We start from the raw sequence: 17,496 nt of genomic DNA on the forward strand, positions 1-17,496 counted from the left end.
TTTCTTCGGTTTGTGCCAGAGTTTCTTCGGTTTGTGCCAAAGAATCCTCGGTTTTCTCCAAATTTTCTTCGGTTTGTGCCAGAGTTTCTTCGGTTTGTGCCAAAGAATCCTCGGTTTTTTCCAAATTCTTTTCGGTTTGTGCCAGGGTTTCCTCAGTTTTCTCCAAGTCCTTTTCGGTTTTCCCTAAAGCTTCCCTGGTCTTTTTCAAAGAATTCTCGGTTTCCCGCAGCGCCTCCTGCGTTTCCCGTTCCTGCTGCTCCCGTGACTTCTGCCGCATGATGAACTTTTCCCTGGCAATGGCTTGTTCCCGAATGATCTGCTCAGCGGTTGCTTCCTTGAGCAATCTCTCCGTCATGTCGATCTCCTTCCCGCCCTGTCTGCGCAATTGCGTCAGGTACGCTTCCTCTGACGGGTCGCCTGCGTAACGCAGGTATTCCAGGTACCGTTCCAACTGGCTCATCTGGCTGACGGTTTTGTCCCTGGCCGGGTTCACCTTGGCCAATTCCAGCCAATGCATCTCCACTAGATCGGTCAGGGGAAACAAGTCCTGGCGTTCCATCAGGCAGAAGGTGGTATGGTACCGGTCCGTTTGCGCGAACTGGACATAATCCGTGATGAAAATACTGATCGTTTTTTTCATCATACCATAATTTTGCCCGGGTTCCAAGGCCTCGAGAACCATGCCCGCATGATAATAGATGCCGTGGGCGATGAAGTTTTTGTCGTAAAGCAGGTGGATTTCCAGGTCCAGCAGCTCACCCTGGCCGGTTTCCACTTTGATGTCCAGGACGGATTCCTTCTGCGTCTCGAATTTGCGGACGTTGAAGGGATTGCGGTAGTGGATGCGGACAATCGGGTCTTCCTTGCGGTCCAGAATCAAATTCAGTACGGCGATCAGGGCCTGTTTGCATTTCTCGTCCTCCCGGCCGTAGACCGCTTTGAAGAGCAGGTCGTTTTTCAATGTTAACATGACAATAATCCCCTTCATTATATGTAAATATTTAACTGGAATATATTGTAACATATATGGAATAAAATGTAAATAAAAAATGACAAGAATTTGATAATGGATTGGAAGCCGGTTGGGAATTTCTTTAGTATAGAATGCTTTTGTGGTATGATAGAGAAAAATCAAAAGGAGATAGAGGCTATGGAGTTTACCCCAATATCAGCAGCAGAAAATGAAAAAATTGATGAACTTTCCGCTCTGGCGACACGTATCGTCAGGGATTACTTTACGCCGATCATCGGGGAAGCGCAGAACGAATACATGATTGAAAAGTTTCAGACCCCGGAAGCGATCAGCAGGCAGATTGCTTCCGGGGCGACTTATTATTTTATCAGCGAGAACGCTAAGAATATAGGGTTTCTTTCTTTTTATCCAAAGGATTACAAATTATATTTAAGTAAATTTTATCTGGACAAAGAGGAGCGGGGCAAAGGACGTGCCACTGAGATGCTCAATTTCGTGATTGACCAGGCGCTCCGGCGCGGGCTTTCTTCTGTTTTTCTCAATGTGAACAGGAACAACCCGGTCATAGCGGCCTATGAACATATGGGCTTTGTGAAGGTGCGGGAAGAAAAGAACGATATTGGCAGCGGCTTTTTCATGGATGATTATGTGATGCAGTGCGATCTGAAGCAGGAATATCCGGGGCAGGGGGCCAGTAATGGGACAAACGGTCTGTACTGCCAGTTGGCTTCTGCCAAGCACCTTGATGGGCTGGCGGCGCTGTGGGCCAACGAAGAAGTAATCCGGTATACGAACATCAAGGAAGCGTGCAGCCGGCAGGAGGCGGAAAGCCGTCTGGCTGTTTTCCTGGACAATCAAAAGAAGCTGGACCGCCCAACCATATTTACCCTGTTTTATGACGGGGAAATCTGCGGCATGGCAGGCTGTCCGGCCATAAATGAAAAAGAGTTCGGCTTTTTCTATCAGATCAGCCGCCAAAACTGGGGCCGGGGCATCGGCCAAAAAAGTGCCGGCTGGATCATAGCTTATATGCGGGACAACTATCCGGGCGCGACACTTTATGCCGATGCGGTGACTGAAAATATTGCCAGCATTAAGATCCTGCAAAAGCTGGGATTCAGCCAAACCGCCCTCCATGAAAACGCCTTTGAGCGGGACGGCAAAAGGCATGACATAAGAGATTTTGTTCTTGATATCTAACGAAAATTCGAGATGAGGAAAGCAGTTATGATTTATTTAGATACCTTTTTCTTTCCCTATGAAGATGAGGAGGTCAGTCTCTTTATGGATGAAAAGCGGACCTGCTATGATAGCGCCTATCCGCTTAAAGTTCTTTCTCAAAAAGGGCTGGAACGCCTGGATTTTGAACCCATCACCATTTTATACGGAGGCAATGGATCCGGTAAAACGACCGTTCTCAATATCATTGCCGAAAAACTAAAATTAAAGAGGGAAACGGCATTTAATCATTCTGCCTTTTTCCAGCAGTATGTAGATTTCCTGTGCAGCTGCGGCCTGCAGCGGGAAATCCCTGAGAAAAGCTGTATTATTACCAGTGATGATGTATTCGACTATATGCTGAATATCCGCGCTCTCAACGAAGGGATCGATCAAAAACGGGAAGAGCTGTTCAGCGAATATCTAAGCTTAAAATATGCGGACTTTGCTTTTCACTCGCTGGATGATTACGAGCAGCTGAAAAAGGCGAACCTGGCCCGCAGCAAAACCCAGTCACAGTATGTGCGCAAAAACCTGATGAACAACGTAAGAGAATTGTCCAACGGAGAGAGCGCTTTCATGTATTTTTCAGAAAAAATCACAGAGAACGCCCTCTATCTTTTGGACGAGCCGGAAAACAGTCTTTCGGCGGAAAACCAGATAAAGCTGATGCATTTTCTGGCAGAATCGGCGCGGTATTTCAACTGTCAGTTTGTGATTTCGACCCACTCGCCTTTTCTGCTTTCCATAGAAAACGCTAAGATTTACGATTTGGATGAAGAAATCGTGGATGTAAAACCCTGGACAGAACTGAAAAATATACGGGCTTATTATGATTTTTTTATGGAACATGAGGCGGACTTTGAGAAAAGCGGCCGTTGAAAATCCCCTGAAAACTGTTGAAAAATCAATGATGCTACCAATAGTAGCGGTGTGAGCGGGAAACGTAGCAGACAAAAAGGGCGGGCTTTGCTATGCTGAGCATGAGGTGATGAATATGACATTCGCAGAAAAATTAAAGAAACTGAGAACCAAAAATGAATATTCGCAGGAACAGCTGGCCGACATGCTCAACGTTTCACGGCAGGCGATTACAAAATGGGAAACCGGAAAGGGAATGCCGGATATCGAGAATTTGAAAGCGATTGCCGATCTTTTTGATGTGACTTTGGATTCTCTGGTGCGGGAGGAAGAAGAACTGGAAACGACAGATGAAAGCGCATGCTGGCATATAGCGTCCGCAGGGATGGTCGTGGGGCTGGTGATAGGGTGGCTTTTGCAGACGGAGTCCCTTGACGCAAAGAATATAGGTGCCTGGGGGATCGGAGGCGGCGTTATCGGTTATGTCCTCGCATATATATTTATGATTGTTAAAAAGAAATCCTGAGTGGCGGGTCAAGGCTACGCCGTTTTCCAAAATGTGGGGGACTGGAGCTTGCGTATGAAAAAATGATCGGGACGAATTACGCAGCTGCGGGGATGGGATGGGGATGACGAATTGAAAAAATCTGCGGTTTATGTTCCTATGGTATCTTTTGCGGCAGAAGGGAATATAAAATGAGGTTATACAAATATTGAAATTTATTTTATTGCTTTTAAATTAACAGATATTTATATAAATTTGTGGTTTGCTGCTTGAGACGGCCCTGAATTGTTCGGATATTCCACACAATTCGAGAAAAGTATGTTCACAAAACAACCCAGAGTGCCATCTGGAACATAAAACGGGAATTGGAATTTTTTACAAGTAACCGAAAAGGCCGAAATCTCCAATAGACAACTCCTTATTGCCATTTCACGCAGTGAATTGTATAATAACCACAAATGAAAGGAAGGTGGTTTCTATGAAACTCTGCATTGTTTCTGCCGGAATAGTTAGCTATATTCAATAACAGAAACAGGAGGATTTCAAATGACTATTCCGGAGAAGCAAATTTTTCCCCGTACGGGAGACCGGGAAACCGTATATTTAAAAAATGTAATTACGAATCCCAACATAAGCGTTGGTGATTTTACGATGTATAATGATTTTGTCAATGATCCAACGTTATTTGAAAAAAATAACGTGCTGTATCATTACCCGATCAACCATGACAGGCTCAGGATCGGCAAATTTTGTTCCATTGCCTGCGGCGCAAAGTTTCTTTTTAACAGCGCCAACCATACCATGTCCTCAATGTCCACTTATCCCTTTCCCCTTTTCTTTGAGGAGTGGGACCTGCGGCGCGAGGATGTGACGAAGGCCTGGGATAATAAGGGCGATATCATCATTGGAAACGATGTCTGGATCGGTTATGAGGCAGTGATAATGGCAGGCATCACCATTGGAGATGGAGCGGTCATCGGGACGAGAGCCTTGGTTACAAAGGATGTGCCGCCTTATACGATCGTGGGAGGCATACCGGCAAAACCCATTCGAAAGCGCTATTCCGCACAAACGATTTCAGATCTGCTGGAAATCAAATGGTGGGACTGGCCGCGAGAGAAGATTGCCGAAAAAATCAGCGCCATACAATCCGGCTGCATCGAACAGCTGAAATAAAAAGGACCATGCGCTGACTAAGACAGGAGATATTTTCATTAAAAATACCGCAGCTGTAATTCATAGTAATGTGATCTGCAGCTGCGGTTCTTTTTTTGTAATGAAAGCGCGGCATTTTCCAATAGAATTAACGATTGACGGATGGGAGGAGATCGAGTATACTTGTATTGAATGAATCGTTCAATTATATATCGGAGGTAGAGAATGAAAAATAGAATGGATGTTATTTTTCAGGCAGCCAGTCATTTGTTCATTAACAAAGGCTATGCCCGAACTCAGATGAAGGATATTGCCAAAGAGATCGGCCTTTCCACTGGAATGCTGTATGTTTACTTTGGGGGAAAAGAGGATCTGTTGAATTTCATTATGAAGGGAGCCATTGACCCGGATTTTATAAATAGAGAATTTGAGCTTCCAATCGACCCGGGAGTGTTTGTATCTTTAGAAGAGGAAATTATGGAGGTGTTTGAAAATAATACAAAGGAGTTTGCATCCCATCTTGACGATTTGGATCAGTATCCTCTGGAACAGATGCTTTCGGATGCCTTTGATATTATCTCTCGGTACGGCATCGGATGTCTGATGATTGAAAAGAATCCGGATGCTCTGAAAAAGCTGGTGGACATCTATAAGGAATACCGAAAGTGCTTTTTTGACCAGATGCTGGACTATGTTACCGGTTATATAAAAAACGGTACATTCCGCGAAGCAGAGCATATTCAGTATTGTGTGCAGCTGATTATTGAGACTTTGTCTTGGTGGGGCATGCATATCATGAATGATGCCTTTGAACTGGAAAAGGATCTGCCGGTGGAAACGGCGAAGAAGGTATGTCTGGATAATTTGATTCATGCGTACAAGTGTTAGGGATATCCGACAACGTAGAGAAAAACTTGCGGAGCAATTTCTGCTCCGTTAAATTTTACAGTTGTATTGAATGAATGGTTCAATTAAAAAGAAATAAGGAGGAATAAACTTATGAAAAAGAGATTACTATCCATTTTACTGGGCACGGCAATGATAACGGTTGTTTTTTGCGGATGCAGCGGGGGCGAGGTCGTGCCTTCCCTTGTCAATACCTTGAAGTTTGATACCGACCGGTTCCAAAATATCGAGCTGGATTACGACGCAGATGGTATCATTTTGCTGGAGGGGCAGGAAAACAAGGTCGTCATAAAGGAATACATGAGTAAGAATAAGAAAACCTATTACGCTCAGACCACGGAAGGCAGCGGATCGCTGCTCGTCACAGAAGGGAAGCGACCCTTCTTTTCAGAACTTGAGTCTTATATCGAGCTATACATACCGCAAAGTTACCAGGGGAATCTTGCCATTCATTCTACCAGCGGCACGATAGAAACCAGTCCGCTGGAAGTGACAGGAGATTTGCGGCTGGACACCACCGAAAGCCCCATCCATGCCTCGGAGCTTGTAGCGGAATCAATTCAGCTGGTTACTACCAATGGAGAGATAAAAGGTGCAGACCTGACAGCTGATAAAGTGAGCGCAGTCAGTACCAATGGTTCCGTAGGACTCAGCAATATAACTGCCGCACATATCAAAACCGAAACCACCGGTGCAGATGTAACCATTAAAAATGCGGTGGGAAATGCGGACTGCCGAACCAAAAACGGAAGCCTGACAATAGATGGACTGGAGGGCGGCGGCAGCTTTAACATTTCCGGCGACGGTAAAGCAAAACTTCATTTTACAAAAGCAACTGGCGACATAGCGGCCAGCACCAAAAATGGTAGCCTGGAAATCAACCTTCCAAAAGAATTGAGCTTTAAATTCTCAGCCGCAGCCAAAAACGGGACGATCACCACACCTTTCAACGATCTGATCTCAGTAGGTGAAAAAAATGCGGCTGGCGTCATAGGAAAGAACCCAAAAGTCCTAATTGAGCTGACCAGCAAAAACGGAAATATAACCGTCCGCTAAAAAGCGGCGCGGAGTGTTTTATGATATAATGTCCTCATAAACCTGTGTGTTGTTCAACAGAAAGACAGGGAGGCGAAATGTTTAATAAGGAAACGGTTTACCAGGGCTACTCTCTGGGAGAGCTGGCAAAAGTGAGAAATGTGCTGGCGCAAAATGGTATCAAGTATAAAGTAAAGACCAATAATGGCAGCGGGGGCGGATCTGTAACAGGAGGCCGCCGGGGGATCACCGGACCTGCAGGTATGCAGTCCCGTTTTGAACGGCAGTATGAGGTTGTCGTTAACCGGGAAGATGCAGAGCAGGCCAGATATTTAATCAACGAAGACAAACATAAATGATCAACAGGGAGGAATCGAACATGGAACTGAAAAAAATCAATAAGAATTTTTCCGTATGCAAAGTAGAAGACCTTTCACAAATTAAGCTGCAAGACGAATTCTTCTTCATAGGAAAGACGGATGAAGAGCTATCACTGGTTTGTGAAACGGGCAGCGTTCCGCAAAAAACGCTGGAACGGGAGGACGGATGGAAAGCTTTTCGCATTCAAGGCGTCTTGGATTTTTCCCTGATCGGAATCCTCTCCAAGATATCCGGGATTCTGGCTGACAATCAAATCGGCATTTTCGTCGTATCCACTTACAACACGGACTACGTGCTGGTAAAGGAAGAAAACTTTGAGAAGGCGCTTTCCATATTGCAGGAGAACGGCTATAAAATCGCGGATTAGAACAGGCCACACAGCTGTCGTGTTTGCCGCGTTATAATAAAGAAAAACACAAACAACGGGAGGCGAGGCTGTGCATTTTGTAGAGGCAAAAGGAATTCTTTCTGCGAAAAATGGGATGAATCTGTACCGGGGATGTTCTCACGGCTGCATTTACTGCGATTCCAGGAGCAGATGCTATCAGATGCCCCATGCGTTTACGGATATTGAAGTCAAGTCCAATGCCGCAGAGCTTTTGGAGGATGCCCTGAGGCGGAGGCGCAGGAAGTGCATGATTGGCACGGGCGCGATGACGGATCCCTATATTCCTCTGGAAATGGAGCTGGGGCATACGAGGGCATGTTTGGAGCTGATTGAAAAATACGGATTCGGCGCAGCGCTGCATACTAAGTCGGACCGCATTCTGCGGGATCTGGATATTCTGACAAGAATCAACAGCAAGACAAAATGCGTTGTGCAGACGACCCTCACTACTTATGATGAAAAGCTGTGCAAAATCGTGGAACCCAACGTGGCAACCAGCAAACAGCGCTTTGAGATGCTCAAAGTTATGAGGGACCACGGCATTCCGACGGTCGTATGGATCAGCCCTATCCTGCCGTATATCAACGATACGGAAGAAAACCTGCGGGGACTCCTCCACTATTGTATAGAAGCAAAGGTGCAAGGGGTTCTTTGTTTTGGCATGGGTCTGACTTTGCGGGATGGAAACAGGGAGTATTTTTATCAGCAGCTGGACCGGCATTTTCCGGGGCTGAAGGAACGGTATATGCGGGAATACGGCAATGCTTACCAGGTGAACAGCCGCCAAAACCGGCATCTGATGCGCATGTTAAGAGAAACCTGCGAGGCAGAGGGGATCTTGTGGGACGTGGAGCGGGTCTTTGCGTACCTGACGGAATTTGAGGATAAAGAGGCAAAGCAGCAGCTGAGCTTTTTGCCTGATATGGAACTGTGAAAACGGGGCGGTAGCCCCGGAAGAACGTTGCTGATTACCCGGGTCGGTTCGTATAAAACAAAAGTTATCCAGATTCGCTTTAAAACAGGCGAATCTGGATAACTTTTCAATGGTTCCGGCGGTTCATTTTTGAAAATCCGGTCATTTGGCAGTAAATGAGCCAAAACAGTCCTTTCAGCCCACAACTTTTATCCAAAAAGAAGGATTTTTTGCTGAATATGGGTAAGAGTGCAGAAGATGGAGAAGCAAACCAAAACCAAACTCAGATCAAAACTTGAACTTACGCCCCGCACCCAAACAAATAAACAAACAACAAGGCTGTCGTATCAGTTTTATCGAACCGATGCGGCAGCCTGTTTGCTTGTAAAGCCTTATGGATTATCCCAAGATCGCTTTCAGGTCTTCTTCCGGCGCAGAGGCCTTATGAATATTGAAATTGTCGATCAGGTATGCGAGAACGCCGGGCGAGAGGAACGCCGGCAGCGTAGGGCCGAGGTAAATGTTCTTGATCCCCAGAGAAAGCAGCGTCAGAAGAATGCATACCGCCTTCTGCTCAAACCAGGAAAGAACCAGAGTCAGCGGCAGATCGTTGACTCCGCATTCAAAGGCTTCTGCCAGAGCAAGAGCCACTTTGACCGCGCCGTAAGCATCGTTGCATTGGCCCATATCCATGAGACGGGGCAGACCGCCGATAGTGCCCAGATCCAGGTCGTTAAAGCGATACTTTCCGCAGGCCAGGGTCAGGATGATGGAATCCTCCGGCGCTTGTTTGACGAATTCCGTATAGTAATTTCTTCCCGGGCGGGCGCCGTCGCATCCGCCGACCAGAAAGAAGTGGCCGATATCGCCGGATTTGACTGCCGATACCACCTGATCGGCTGCGGAAAGAATCGTGCCGTGTCCGAAGCCGGTGGTTACCTGATTTCCGCCGTTGATTCCGGTAAAGCGTTGCGTCTGGGAATATCCGCCCAGTTCCAGCGCTTTTTCAATCACAGGGGTGAAATCCTTGTTGTCATCGATGTGCACCATCTGCGGATAGGAAACCACTTCCGTTGTGAACACTCTGTCTTTATAGCTTTCTTTCGGAGGCATCAGGCAGTTGGTCGTAAAGAGGACAGGCGCAGGGATGGCGTCGAACTCCTTCTGCTGGTTCTGCCAGGCAGTACCAAAATTCCCCTTCAGATGTGGATTTTTTTTTAGCTCAGGATAGGCGTGAGCCGGCAGCATTTCACTGTGGGTATAAATATTGATGCCTTTTCCCTCTGTCTGCGCCAGCAGCAGTTCCAGATCCTTGAGATCATGGCCGCTGACAACGATGAAGGGCCCTGGCTCTACGGAAAGGGTCACCTCGGTCGGCGCTGGAGTTCCGTAGACAGTGGTGTTGGCCTTATCCAAAAGCTCCATACATTTTAAGTTGACTTTTCCTGTTTCCATGACAACAGGCAGCAGCTCTTCCATGGTCCAGTCCTCACCCACAGCGAAGAGTCCCTTATAAAAGAACTGGTTCACTTCCTCGTCGGTATAACCAAGCACAAGAGCGTGATAAGCGTAGGCGGCCATACCCCGCAGCCCGAAAAGAATGAGCGATTTGAGAGAACGGATATCTTCATCAGCAGTCCATAAAAGCTCCATATCATAATCGTCGTTGCGTACACAAGGAGTTCCGCACTGGCCGCACTGAGGGACCAGCGCTTCTTTTTCGCGGCGGACTGCTTCGATCTGCTGTTTGATGGCTTCGTCGGAAAAGCTTACATTGGTGACCGTGGCAAAGAGTCCTTCGATCATGGCTTTGTGGGCAGATGGTCCCGGCTGATTGCCGTCGGAAGCCCGCGCCAGGCCGATCAGCGCACCTGTCAGTTCATCCTGCAGATTGGCCGCCGTAGCGCTCTTTCCGCAGACACCCATTTTTCCTGTACAGCCGCTGCATCCGGCTGTCTGTTCACATTGATAACAAAACATCTGATTCATTTCAAATTTCCTCCTTAATTCCTAACGGTCCAATATTCTTCCGTCTGTAGAAATAGTTACGATTTGCCAGGGCAGGAATTTGCCACTTTGCCGCAGGGCGTTTTTCACTGCCATTTCAATGCCCCCGCAGCAGGGAACTTCCATGCGTACCACCGTTACGCTTTTAATATCGTTTTCGCGGATAATTTCCGTCAGCTTTTCGGTGTAATCCACATCATCCAGCTTTGGGCAGCCTACGAGAGTGATCCTGCCTTTCATAAATTTCTCATGAAAATTCCCATATGCGTAGGCCGTGCAGTCGGCGGCGATGAGCAGGCTGGCGTCCTTGAAATACGGCGCCTGTACCGGGACCAGTTTGATCTGGACCGGCCACTGGTTCAGCTGGGTATGTACCGGTGCGGCCTGCGTCCGGTCCGGGTTTTCGGCATCTTCCCGTTTAATATGTTTGGACTGGGTTCCCGGACATCCGCAGGCAAGCGGAGCCTCTGCCTGCTGTTTTTTCTTTTCCATGACCGCCGCTTCATCATAAGCAGCTGCTTCCCGCTCAACGAAGGTGATTGCTCCAGTGGGACAGGCCGGCAGACAGTCTCCCAGACCGTCGCAATAGTCGTCACGCAGCAGTTTTGCTTTGCCGTCCACCATGCCGATGGCACCTTCATGGCAGGCCTGTGCGCACAAGCCGCAGCCGTTGCATTTTTCTTCATTGATTTCAATGATCTTTCTTATCATAAACGTTTCCTCCATAATCCTCTGTTTGATTTGTTACCCACATTCTACCGGAGGCCGCCTCATAAGTATGTTGTAAATACAACGAAATCCCTTCTTTTTTTAAAAAGTTATGCCCAGAATTTGGAATAAAATGGGGTCACTGAGTAACTTTAATCCGAAAAAGCAAAAACTGTGGATAAACAATTTGTTGAAAGTCATAGAAACATTGAAATTTCAACATTTACAAATTTGTATTTATCCACAGCAAAGTTGGGATAAAATTGTATACGATTTTTAAAACCTTGTGGATAAAGCCGCCGGACCTGATAAAAAAGCCACTTGAGGATGTTGAAAAGTGTCGAGTCCAAATTGGGAACTAATTGTGCTAAACCCTGACGGGGCGAATATGTTAGTAGTAGCTATTGCAAACAAGGGGGTTTTTTGTGTGAAAAAAAGGATTATCAGCGGATGCCTGGTGCTGGCACTGCTCATAGGGGGCTTTATGGGAATTGACCGGTTCCGTCCCGAGGAAAGGAGCATTTCCATTGTAAATGCCAGAGTAGAACCGTCAGAAAAAGAAACGGGGCTCAAAGTGGACGCGAAAGCGGCCGTTCTCATGGATGCGACCAGCGGCGAAGTGCTCTTTGCACAGGATGCTCATAAAAAGCTTCCGCCGGCGTCCGTAACGAAGGTTATGACCATGCTTTTGATTCTGGAAGCCTGCGAGTCGGGAAAGATCAGTCTCAAGGATAAAGTGACAATTTCAGAACGGGCAGCGGCCATGGGAGGCAGCCAGATGTACATGGAGCCGGGAGAACAGCATACGGTAGAAGAACTGCTCATGGGGGTGGCTATGGCCAGCGCCAACGACGGCGCGGTGGCCCTGGCCGAACACCTGGCCGGCAGTGTGGAAATGTTTGTGGAACGGATGAACCGGCGGGCGGCGGAGCTGGATATGAAAGACACGAATTTTGTCAATACCAACGGACTGCCTGTGTCAAATCACTACACCAGCGCATATGATATAGCAATCATGTCAAAAGCCCTGATTCGTTTTCCGGAAACGCAAAACTGGTTCACCAAATGGCAGGCGACCATCAAAGTCGGTCTGCCGGGCAAGGAAAAGGATTTCGGCCTGACCAATACCAACCGGCTGATTAAAATCTATCCGGGAGCCATCGGCATCAAAACTGGATTTACGCAGGACGCGGGATACTGTCTGTCCGGCGCGGCGGAACGGAACGGAACGCGGCTCATCGGTGTGATTCTGGGGGCTTCCACCTCCAAAGTCCGGTTCGCGGAAATCAGCAAGATGTTCGATTACGGTTTTTCCAATTATGAGAGCGTCAAAGTGGCGAAGAAAGGGCAGGTGCAGAAAGCGCTCAAGCTGGAAAAAGGGGCTCCGTCCAAGATTGATGTGGTCATGGAGGACGACGTGGCTGTGCTGGTGAAAAAAGGGAAAAAAGACAGCATCAAAACGAGAATTGAAATGAAAGGCTATGTGCCTCTGCCTCTGAAAAAAGGGCAGGAACTGGGGCATCTTGTCATATATCAGGATGGGGTGGAAAAGGAGAGGTTCCCCATTGTTGCCGCTGAAAGTGCAAAGAAAGCGTCTATAAAGGATCTTTACATACAAATGATGAAAAAGATCATATAGACAGGAGGTCCTTTTTTTGCACAGACCTGAAATAAATTCAGAGTATATATTGACATTTTCTTCTTATTACAAGGCTATGTACGCACGAGACAAACTGATGGAGCGGGGAATCGTTTCCGATGTGAGGCGCGTTCCCACCCAGCTTTTGCGGTCCTGCGGCCAGGCGCTGTATATCACAGGGCATGACCTTCAAAAGGTGATCGCGATACTTGCAGAGAGCCAGATCGATGCCAAGGGTATCTTTGTCGTGGAATACGGGGAAGAAAAGCCGGAGTATCGGCGGATCAAATAGACAGGAAAAGACTGTTATGGTAAAGAAGCATGACAGTCTTTTTTACTTGCTATTTTTTGTAAAAAGTTTGTCGGTTAATTGACTTTTCAGGGACAATAGGGTAAACTCTAATGAGTAAAACTCGAATTTTGGGGGAAATTTTTGTAACAGGAGTAAAAGATTATGTCAACAAGGATTAACAGCAAGCGCATTGCGGCCATAACAGCGTTGTTCATGGTAATGACGATTTTCGCAGTCCTGCCTGCCGCGGGAACGGCGGATGTATATGGCGCTACGCAGAAAGGTACCATTAAAAACGGACCTTTAACCGTGCGCAGCAATGCGGGAACCAAGTACAAAAAACTGGGGACCATTGCTAAGGGGAAAACCATAACTATTAAAGGAACGAAAAAGGATAAGAATGGAACGAAGTGGTACAAGTTCAAATTCAAATCCAAGAACGGGTACGTATGCGGAAAATACGTGAAGGTAAAGTCCACTTCCAAAAATTCCTCTTCTGCCGGCAAGTTAAAGACTTATTCACCGTCAAAGAAGGGGACAATCAAGAATGGGCCGCTCAACGTGCGCAGCAACGCGGGCACCAAATATAAAAAGGTCGGAAAAGTGAAGAAAAAAGCGTCCGTAACCATCACCGGCGAAAAGAAGGGCACGGATAAAGCCAAATGGTACCGGATCAAATTCGGTTCCAAGACCGGCTATGTCCACTCCAAATACGTGACAGTGAAAAAGACCACTTCTTCGGCATCGAAGAATAAAGAAACCGCAGTAAATAAAAAGGCTAAGATCAAAAATGGACCGCTCAATGTGAGAAGCGGGGCCGGAACCAACTATTCCAAGATCGGTTCCGTTGCCAAGGGAAAATCCATTACCGTTCTTTCCCAGGTGACCAATGCTTCGGGACAGGTATGGTACAAGTTCAACTACTCGTCCTCCAAAAAAGGATACGTGCTGTCCAGCTATGTGACTCTGACCGGTTCATCCGGCTCACAGACGCCATCGGGGGGAGGCTCCAATCTGAACGACGCCCAGTTTGAATCGTGGATGAGCGCCCAGGGATTCCCGGACAGCTATAAAGCGAAGCTGAGAACCCTGCACAAAGCCCATCCGCAGTGGATCTTCAAAGCTCAGCAGACGGGACTTAACTGGTCCGGCATGCTGTCAAAAGAAATGAAGCTCGGCATCAATCTGGTTGAACCGACTTCACCCAGCTCCTGGAAATCAAAAGCGCCGGGAGCGTATAACAGCTCAACGGGAAAATATACGGCCTTTGACGGAAGATGGAACGCAGCCTCTGAGAAGATCGTTGCTTATTACATGGACCCGAGGAATTTCCTGACGGAAAGCTCCATCTATCAGTTCATGGATCATAAGTTCGACGCGGCTTCTCAGAACAAGAATACCATTAAGAGCATGGTCAACAGAAGCAACTGCTTTATGAATACCACAAGCTACATCAATTATCTGTATAACGCGGGCGTGAACTCCAAAGTGAACCCCAACGTGATTACGGCTATGGTAATTATGGAACAGGGCTGGAGAGGCGGAAGCGGCCTCATATCCGGCAACTATTCCGGTTATAAAGGCTACTACAACCACTTTAATATCGGAGCCTATACGACCAGCACTATGAATTCCACTCAGAGAGGCCTGTGGTGGGCTAAGGGCGCGGGCACCGGCGCTACCAGCTATGGCAGACCGTGGAACACCATAGAAAAATCGCTGTCCGGCGGGGCCAGCTATTATTCGAGTAATTATCTGACCAACAATCAGTATACATATTATACGAAGAAATTTAATGTAATGAACGGATTGAGCAATGTGGCTGCCCATCAGTATATGACCAATACTTCCGGAGCCGAGAGCGAAGGAAAGATCCTCAGATACGCATATGAAGCTAGCGATAATTATCCGATCGTATTCCATATCCCGGTTTACAGCAGCATGCCGTCAAGTCCATGCGCGAAACCATGACAGGCAGGGGAGATAAGATGAGAAAGACAATCAAAATATGGACAGCAGCGGCAGTACTGCTCGCTGTTCTGGTACCGTGGGCGGCCTTTGCCGCCAGCTCCAGCGTTTCCGTGTCCGGAGGCTCGGCGCAGGTGGGTAAGACGGTAACCGTTACGGTGACCTATAAAGGGGATTCGCTGGGATATGTCAACGGACAGATGACGTACGACAACAGCAAGCTGGAATATTTGTCCGGCGGAAGCAGCCAGGGCGACGCGGGTCTGGTGCAGCTGAAATCCTATGCTGACGATGCCAGCGGCAAGATTTCCTTTAAAGTCAAATTCAAGGCAAAGAACTCCGGCAATGTGAAGCTCAGTCTGGAAACACTGGAAACGCAGAATCTGGACGGAGACCAGGACATGGGAAGCCCTTCCGCCGGCAGCACCGTAAAAATAACCGCTGCGGCGACGACGGAAGCCACGAAGGAAAGCACCACTCAGGAAACGACCACGGAAGAAACAACAATCCAGCCTGCCACGTCGCCGGCAGATGAAACAACCGGTATGGATCAGGATCTGACTCAACAGAAGGATAAAGAAGGCTCAGGCATCAATTATCCGCTGCTGGGGATACTGGCAGTGATCATTATCGCTCTGATCGCTGTAATCGCTAAAAAACTGAGAGGCAAGAAAAAATAATTATGTAAAACCGAGGAGGCTGTTACATCAGTGGGTAAAACGGATGTGGCAGCCTTGTTTATTTCAGGTTTTCACAAAACATAAAGTATAACCTTACACTTTTGAAAAAATACAAGAAAATGTACCTTGACCTTAACTGTACCCAAGATGATATAATTAATTGAAAAGTTTCAATTTTGAAAAAATATAAAACGATAAGTACAGGATTCAGAGGGAGGAAACTATGAGCGCACGTAAAATTTATACAAACGGCAGGATCTTCACGGTAAATGAAAACCGCGATTGGGCGGATACTGTTGTCATTGAAGGCAATAAAATCGTCTATGTGGGGGATAAAACCGGCGCGGATACTTTTTGGGACAGTGGTGCGGAAGTGCTGGATTTAAAAGGGAAAATGATGCTGCCGGGATTCATTGACGGCCACTGTCATCCTGTCATGGCGTCTCATTACCTTTGCGGCGTCTATCTTCAGGTGGAATGGGGAGTAGAAGAGTGTCTGGCTGAGATAAAGAAATTTGTTGGAGAGAACCCCGATAATGACACGTATTTTGGCATCGGCTACGCCGAATGGATCTTCGACGAAAATGGGCCGAAAAAGGAGTTGCTCGATGAAATCTGTGCCGACAAGCCGATGATGATTCTGGGCAGCAGCGCCCATGAAGCCTGGGTCAATACGAAAGCTCTGGAACTGGCGGGTATCACAAAGGATACGCCGGACCCAATTCCCGGTTTCCATTATTTCCACAGAGACGCAGCGGGAAACCCGACCGGCCATCTGTTGGAAATGGGCCCGCAGAATATGATTATGGAGCAAGTGAATTTCTTTGATCCCGATAAAATCGAGGAGGCGCTGGCAAAGGCTTCCGATGAATACGCAGCCATGGGCGTTACAGCCGTATGCGATATGGGGGCGCCTGAATTCGTAATGAAAGCGTATTTTGAAACCGTGCCGGCTATGATGGAAAACGGTACTTACAAGCAGAGGATGACAGGCTGTGGACGTATGGTTTCGGATAAGAGCGATGTGGACATTGTTTTTCCGAGGCTGTTGGATTACAAAACAAGATATGATACGGATAATTTCAGAATCAATTTCCTGAAAATCATCAACGACGGGACTTTGGAGACAAGATCCGCTGCCTTGAGCAAGCCCTATGACGAAGATGGCTCCATGGTTGAACCGCTGTTCAACAGACAGGAGCTGGCGGAGCTGGGGCTCAAGGCTGCAGAAGCCGGCCTGGATATAAATGTCCATGGTATCGGCGATGAAGCCATAAGCGGTACTCTTGCGATGGCAAAGGCTATCCGCCAGGCAGGTTATGATGACTGCCGTATTGTCAACTCCCACTGCGATTATGTAAAGGACGAGGAACTGGAACTGTTCGGCAAATACAATGTGATCGCCAACACCACCTGCGTATGGCATTACGGAAACCCGGATATGGAAAAGGTCATCGGTGACAGGCAGAATCACACCTTCCGGCTGAAAAGCATGATAAAGGGCGGATGCCGTATGGGCCAGGGTTCGGATTTCCCTGTTGACGAGTTTGGAAGAGAACCTCTCAAGGGCATTGAAATGGGCTGCAGCAGACAGCTTTTCGACCACCCTGAGCTGCCGGTTTTGAAGCCTTATGAAGAAAAGCTTTCTGTGGATGACGGTATCGCCAGTTACACGATAAACAATGCCTATCAGATGCATATGGAAGACAAGCTGGGTTCCATAGAGGCAGGCAAGTACGCGGACCTGGTAATTCTGGAAAAGAATATCTTTGAAGTACCTGTGTCAGAGATCCACAAGGTCAAGGTGTGCGAAACCATTATGGACGGAAAAACCGTATACAAAGCCGGCGACAGCCAGTAGGAGCAG

At 47.4% G+C, this 17,496-nt stretch carries 17 protein-coding genes; 14 read left to right on the plus strand and 3 right to left on the minus strand.

Features of this window, described 5'->3' with window-relative positions:
• A partial coding sequence (locus NE619_RS11090) for an Rpn family recombination-promoting nuclease/putative transposase (protein ID WP_256132486.1) occupies positions 1 to 970 on the minus strand: 970 nt, incomplete at its 3' end.
• A 180-nt stretch (positions 971 to 1,150) separates the two neighbouring features.
• On the opposite strand from NE619_RS11090, the gene NE619_RS11095 reads away from it, so the two are divergent.
• The 9 genes from NE619_RS11095 to NE619_RS11135 all read left to right on the plus strand — a co-directional run bounded on the left by NE619_RS11095 (position 1,151) and on the right by NE619_RS11135 (position 8,356).
• Entirely contained in the window at positions 1,151 to 2,173 is a 1,023-nt protein-coding gene (locus NE619_RS11095; RefSeq protein ID WP_256132487.1) for a GNAT family N-acetyltransferase, read from the plus strand.
• A gap of 27 nt (positions 2,174 to 2,200) precedes the next feature.
• Positions 2,201 to 3,073 (plus strand): AAA family ATPase, encoded by an 873-nt coding sequence (locus tag NE619_RS11100; protein WP_256132488.1) that lies wholly within the window; start codon positions 2,201 to 2,203, stop codon positions 3,071 to 3,073.
• 115 nt (positions 3,074 to 3,188) lie between these two features.
• Positions 3,189 to 3,578 carry a helix-turn-helix transcriptional regulator gene (locus NE619_RS11105; RefSeq protein WP_256132489.1) on the plus strand — a complete coding sequence of 130 codons (390 nt, stop codon included), beginning with the start codon at positions 3,189 to 3,191 and terminating at the stop codon, positions 3,576 to 3,578.
• A 525-nt stretch (positions 3,579 to 4,103) separates the two neighbouring features.
• Complete coding sequence (locus NE619_RS11110) at positions 4,104 to 4,733, plus strand: CatB-related O-acetyltransferase (protein WP_256132490.1); 630 nt, start codon at positions 4,104 to 4,106, stop codon at positions 4,731 to 4,733.
• A 204-nt stretch (positions 4,734 to 4,937) separates the two neighbouring features.
• A complete protein-coding gene (locus NE619_RS11115) occupies positions 4,938 to 5,600 on the plus strand; it encodes a helix-turn-helix domain-containing protein (protein WP_256132491.1) in 663 nt (220 codons plus the stop codon).
• Positions 5,601 to 5,711: 111 nt separating this feature from the next.
• Positions 5,712 to 6,674 carry a DUF4097 family beta strand repeat-containing protein gene (locus NE619_RS11120; protein ID WP_256132492.1) on the plus strand — a complete coding sequence of 321 codons (963 nt, stop codon included), beginning with the start codon at positions 5,712 to 5,714 and terminating at the stop codon, positions 6,672 to 6,674.
• Between the two features lie 77 nt (positions 6,675 to 6,751).
• Positions 6,752 to 7,012, plus strand: coding sequence for a hypothetical protein (locus NE619_RS11125; protein WP_256132493.1), 261 nt, complete (start codon positions 6,752 to 6,754; stop codon positions 7,010 to 7,012).
• A gap of 20 nt (positions 7,013 to 7,032) precedes the next feature.
• Positions 7,033 to 7,401: an ACT domain-containing protein gene (locus tag NE619_RS11130; protein ID WP_256132494.1), complete on the plus strand. Its 369-nt coding sequence runs from the start codon at positions 7,033 to 7,035 to the stop codon at positions 7,399 to 7,401.
• A gap of 70 nt (positions 7,402 to 7,471) precedes the next feature.
• Positions 7,472 to 8,356 carry an SPL family radical SAM protein gene (locus NE619_RS11135; RefSeq protein ID WP_256132495.1) on the plus strand — a complete coding sequence of 295 codons (885 nt, stop codon included), beginning with the start codon at positions 7,472 to 7,474 and terminating at the stop codon, positions 8,354 to 8,356.
• A gap of 378 nt (positions 8,357 to 8,734) precedes the next feature.
• Here the strand turns inward: NE619_RS11135 and hcp are convergent, their stop codons facing one another.
• On the minus strand, positions 8,735 to 10,324 hold the full coding sequence (gene hcp / locus NE619_RS11140) for a hydroxylamine reductase (RefSeq protein WP_330640723.1): 1,590 nt from the start codon (positions 10,322 to 10,324) through the stop codon (positions 8,735 to 8,737).
• A 21-nt stretch (positions 10,325 to 10,345) separates the two neighbouring features.
• The gene (locus NE619_RS11145) at positions 10,346 to 11,053 is read right to left on the minus strand and encodes a 4Fe-4S dicluster domain-containing protein (RefSeq protein WP_256132496.1); all 708 of its coding nucleotides are present in this window, start codon (positions 11,051 to 11,053) and stop codon (positions 10,346 to 10,348) included.
• 424 nt (positions 11,054 to 11,477) lie between these two features.
• Here NE619_RS11145 and NE619_RS11150 point away from each other — a divergent pair, with 424 nt between their 5' ends.
• The 5 genes from NE619_RS11150 (at position 11,478) to NE619_RS11170 (ending at position 17,490) form a co-directional block, all read left to right on the plus strand.
• The gene (locus NE619_RS11150; protein WP_256132497.1) at positions 11,478 to 12,689 is read left to right on the plus strand and encodes a D-alanyl-D-alanine carboxypeptidase family protein; all 1,212 of its coding nucleotides are present in this window, start codon (positions 11,478 to 11,480) and stop codon (positions 12,687 to 12,689) included.
• Between the two features lie 16 nt (positions 12,690 to 12,705).
• A complete protein-coding gene (locus NE619_RS11155; protein WP_256132498.1) occupies positions 12,706 to 12,981 on the plus strand; it encodes a DUF3343 domain-containing protein in 276 nt (91 codons plus the stop codon).
• 162 nt (positions 12,982 to 13,143) lie between these two features.
• Complete coding sequence (locus NE619_RS11160; protein ID WP_256132499.1) at positions 13,144 to 14,952, plus strand: SH3 domain-containing protein; 1,809 nt, start codon at positions 13,144 to 13,146, stop codon at positions 14,950 to 14,952.
• A gap of 17 nt (positions 14,953 to 14,969) precedes the next feature.
• Positions 14,970 to 15,629, plus strand: coding sequence for a hypothetical protein (locus tag NE619_RS11165; protein ID WP_256132500.1), 660 nt, complete (start codon positions 14,970 to 14,972; stop codon positions 15,627 to 15,629).
• Positions 15,630 to 15,852: 223 nt separating this feature from the next.
• Positions 15,853 to 17,490 carry an amidohydrolase gene (locus NE619_RS11170; RefSeq protein ID WP_256132501.1) on the plus strand — a complete coding sequence of 546 codons (1,638 nt, stop codon included), beginning with the start codon at positions 15,853 to 15,855 and terminating at the stop codon, positions 17,488 to 17,490.
• Positions 17,491 to 17,496 lie beyond the last annotated feature (6 nt).

This window comes from Anaerovorax odorimutans (assembly GCF_024459955.1).
GTDB classification, from domain to species: Bacteria; Bacillota; Clostridia; order Peptostreptococcales; family Anaerovoracaceae; genus Hominibacterium; species Hominibacterium odorimutans_A.